At 66.6% G+C, this 3,922-nt stretch carries 3 protein-coding genes and 1 pseudogene; 2 read left to right on the top strand and 2 right to left on the bottom strand.

The genetic code is table 11. From position 1 onward, the window contains the following. A pseudogene (locus tag AC1VAN_RS14320) lies at positions 1 to 291 on the bottom strand (sel1 repeat family protein); the annotation flags it as partial. A gap of 98 nt (positions 292 to 389) precedes the next feature. After that, complete coding sequence (locus tag AC1VAN_RS14315; protein ID WP_025875442.1) at positions 390 to 1,010, bottom strand: thymidine kinase; 621 nt, start codon at positions 1,008 to 1,010, stop codon at positions 390 to 392. Positions 1,011 to 1,112: 102 nt separating this feature from the next. On the opposite strand from AC1VAN_RS14315, the gene AC1VAN_RS14310 reads away from it, so the two are divergent. Both AC1VAN_RS14310 and AC1VAN_RS14305 read left to right on the top strand, forming a co-directional pair. Then, positions 1,113 to 3,089 (top strand): UvrD-helicase domain-containing protein, encoded by a 1,977-nt coding sequence (locus AC1VAN_RS14310; protein ID WP_480986039.1) that lies wholly within the window; start codon positions 1,113 to 1,115, stop codon positions 3,087 to 3,089. A 268-nt stretch (positions 3,090 to 3,357) separates the two neighbouring features. Then, positions 3,358 to 3,885, top strand: coding sequence for a GNAT family N-acetyltransferase (locus tag AC1VAN_RS14305; protein WP_480986038.1), 528 nt, complete (start codon positions 3,358 to 3,360; stop codon positions 3,883 to 3,885). Positions 3,886 to 3,922: the final 37 nt, after the last annotated feature.

Here is a 3,922-nt window from a genome sequence, read left to right as displayed (position 1 = left end):
GGCCATGACCGGATTGCGCGGCTGTTCAACGCCGTACCAGTACATCTCGCCCAGGTAGCCCTGCGCGGGTTTGTCGGCATAGCGTGCGGCCAGCCGGAAGTTGTCCATCGCGCCATTGACGTCGTTGCGGCGCAGGGCGTTGACGCCCCACTGCCGGTACATCATGTCCGGATGGCTGTCCATGAAACCGGCGCCGATCACGGCCGCGTCCTCTTCACCGGACGGGCGCTCGGCCGCAGTGGCGAACAGGGGCAGGAACAACACGGAAAGCAACAACAGGGCGGGGCGCATGACGGACATCCAGTTCGGCAGCAGGTAGTGCCGCAGCCTAGGCCCGACCACGCGGCCTTGTAAACCGCAGGACGTCATGGCCCGTGAAGGGCCATGCCCTACAACGGCAGCGGTGCCTGCGCCGGATCGATCCGCCCCTCGCCACGGGTGATCTTCTTGAACTCGGCGCGGCTGACCGACACGTAGCGCTCGTTGCCGCCGATCTCCACCTGCGGGCCGTCCTGCACGGCATGGCCATGTTCGTCCACGCGCACGGTCATGGTCGCCTTCTTGCCACTGTGGCAGATCGTCTTGATCTCCTGCATCTCGTCGGCCCAGGCCAGCAGGTACTGGCTGCCCTCGAACAGCTCGCCGCGGAAATCGGTGCGCAGGCCGTAGCACAGCACCGGGATGCGCAGCTGGTCGACCACTTCGCTGAGCTGCCAGACCTGGCTGCGGCTGAGGAACTGCGCCTCGTCCACCAGCACGCAGCCCAGCGGCCCGTTGGCCTGCAGATCCTGGCTGACCCACTGCTGCAGGTCGGTGTCGCGTTCGAAGGCCATGCCGTCGGCGCGCAGGCCGATCCGCGAGGCGACCACGCCCGCGCCGGCACGGTCGTCCAGGCGTGGGGTCAGGATCGCCACGCGCATGCCGCGCTCGCGGTAGTTGTGCGCGCTCTGCAGCAGGGTGGTGGTCTTGCCGGCGTTCATCGCCGAATAGTAGAAATAGAGCTTGGCCATCGGCCGATTGTACGACGCCACCCGGCGCCGGCCGAAGCCGTTCAGCAAGCCCACCGGCCGGCGGCTGTGGCCGCCACCAACGCCCGCTACAATCGCACCCCAATGCACGGTCTCAATCCCCCCCAAGCTGCCGCCGTCCTCCACATCGAAGGACCGCTGCTGGTGCTCGCCGGCGCCGGCAGCGGCAAGACGCGCGTGATCGTGGAAAAGATCGCCCACCTGATCGGCTGTGGCCGCTACCCGGCCAAGCGCATCGCCGCGATCACCTTCACCAACAAGTCGGCCAAGGAAATGCGCGAGCGCGTGGCCAAGCGCCTGTGCGAGCAGGATGCCGATGAAGTGACCATCTGCACCTTCCATGCGCTGGGCCTGAAGTTCCTGCAGATCGAGCATGCCGCCGTCGGGCTCAAGCGCGGTTTCTCGATCTTCGATGCCGATGACGCGGCCGCGCAGATCAAGGACCTGATGTACGGCGCCAAGCCGGACGACATCGAGGACATGAAGAACCTGGTGTCGCGCGCCAAGAACGCCGGCCTGTCGCCGGAGCAGGCGATGGCCGCTGCGCGCAGCAACCGCGAGAAGGAGGCGGCCGGCATCTACGAGCGCTACCAGTTGCGCCTGAGCGCGTTCAATGCAGTGGACTTCGACGACCTGATCCGGTTGCCGGTGCAGATCCTGGAAGAGAACCCGGAGATCGCGCTGGCCTGGCGCGAGCGCATCGGCTACCTGCTGGTCGACGAATGCCAGGACACCAACGATGCGCAGTACCGCCTGCTCAAGCAGCTGGCCGGTGACAAGGGCAACTTCACCTGCGTGGGCGATGACGACCAGTCGATCTACGCCTGGCGCGGTGCCAACCCGGAAAACCTGCAGCAGATGGGGCGCGATTACCCGGCGCTGGAAATCATCAAGCTGGAGCAGAACTACCGGTGTTCCAACCGCGTGCTGCGCGCGGCCAACGCGCTGATCGCCAACAATCCGCACGAACACCTGAAGAAGCTGTGGAGCGACCAGGCCGACGGCGAGCGCATCCGTGTGTGGGAGTGCCGCAACAGCGAACACGAGGCCGAGAAGGTCGCCGCCGAGATCGCGTTCGTAGCGCAGACGCGCAACGTGCCGTGGAGCGATTTCTGCATCCTGTTCCGCGGCAACTTCCAGTCGCGGCCGCTGGAAAAGGCCATGCAGCTGCTGCGCATCCCCTACCACCTGACCGGCGGCACCATGTTCCTGGAGCGCCAGGAAGTGAAGGACACGCTGGCCTGGCTGCGGCTGCTGGTGAACCCGGACGACGACACCGCGTTCCTGCGTGCGGTGCAGTCGCCCAAGCGCGAGGTCGGCGCCGGCACCCTGGCCAAGCTGGCCGAACTGGCCTCGGAAAAGGACATGCCGATGGCGCAGGCCGCCGAGGCGATCGGCGCGCTGCAGCAGCTGCCACCGCGCGCGGCCAACAGCCTGGCGCGCTTCACCGACATCCTGCGTGACCTGCGCGCGCAGACGCGGCAGATCAGCTCCGGCGACATGATCCGCAAGGTCGCCAAGGAATCGGGCCTGCTCAGCGAGCTGCGGCAGCAGGCCAAGGAAGAAGCCAGCTACCAGCGTCGCGCCAACAACATCGAAGAACTGGCGCAGTGGTTCGAGGGTGGCCCGCGTGGTGCCACCGCGGCCGATCTGGCCGGCCAGCTGGCGCTGTTGTCGCGCAGCGACAAGGACGAGGGCGGCAACCAGGTGCGGATGATGACCWTGCAYGCCTCCAAGGGCCTGGAATTCCCYTAYGTGTTCATCGTCGGCTGCGAGGATGGCGTACTGCCGCACCAGGTCAGCCTGGACGAGGGCAATCTGCAGGAAGAGCGGCGCCTGCTGTATGTGGGCATCACCCGCGCCAAGATCCAGCTGTGGATGAGCTACAGCAAGCTGACCCGCAAGTTCGGCGAGCATGTGCGGCTGAAGCCGAGCCGCTTCTTCGAGGAGATCCCGGCCGAGGAGATCCAGCGCGATGGCGCTGATCCGGTTGCGGATGCGGCGCGGAAGAAGGAGCGGGCGACGGCGGGGTTGGCGGCGATCGAGGCGTTGTTCGACTGATCGGCGAACGGCGCAGCCCCTCGTGGCTGGCGCTCAACGCAGTGGGTTCGTGGTTGGCCGGGTAGAGGGACTGCGCAGGGGWCGCTGCAAGTACGTCCCTGTAAGCTCGGTCGCCGCATCCATGCGGCTCACGCCCCTGCGCAGCCCCTCTACCCGGCCTTGGACGGTTTCCTGGCGCGTCAGCCACGGAAAGAAAAAAAGAAAACCAAAGGCAACGGCAACCGCGGGGGCTGAGGCACAATCGGGGTCTCTGGCTGGAGACCTGTCCGTGCACCCGATTGAAAGCGAACGCCTGCGCCTGCGGGCCATTGAACCGGACCGCGATGCGGCACCGATGCTGGCCCTGCTCAACGATCCGGGCTTCGTGCGATTCATTGGTGACCGCAACGTGCGTGACGAAGCGCAGGCGCGCGAGTACATCGCCCTGCGTGTGCTGCAGAGTTATGCGTTGAATGGCTTCGGCATGTATGCGATCGAGCGGCTGTCCGATGGTGCGTGGCTGGGCAATGCCGGGCTGGTGCGCCGCGAGGGGTTGCCGGCACCGGATATCGGCTACGCGGTGCTGTCCGCATACGCGGGGCAGGRCTATGCCAGCGAGGCGGCACGGGCGGTGTTCAATCACGCGCGCACGGCGCTGGGCCTGATGGATCTCTACGGCATCACCGATCTGGACAACGTCGCCTCGGCGAAGGTGCTGCTGGGCCTGGGCATGCACGAGCGCGGGGTCATCCAGCTGCCGGGCATCGAAACACCCAGCCGGCTGTTCGCTACCTTGGGTGCGGCCGACGTCGGGTAGTGCCGGCCGCTGGCCGGCAACCTGGCCATGCCTGGAT

This window comes from Stenotrophomonas sp. 05L44_2, assembly GCF_056665995.1.
Note: the sequence above shows the minus strand (reverse complement) of the source record. Positions and strands in the feature narration are given on the sequence as shown.

Bases quoted from the DNA above. Each gene is read 5' to 3' on its own strand.
- AC1VAN_RS14315 (WP_025875442.1), bottom strand. From the start codon at position 1,010: ATGGCCAAGCTCTATTTCTACTATTCGGCGATGAACGCCGGCAAGACC.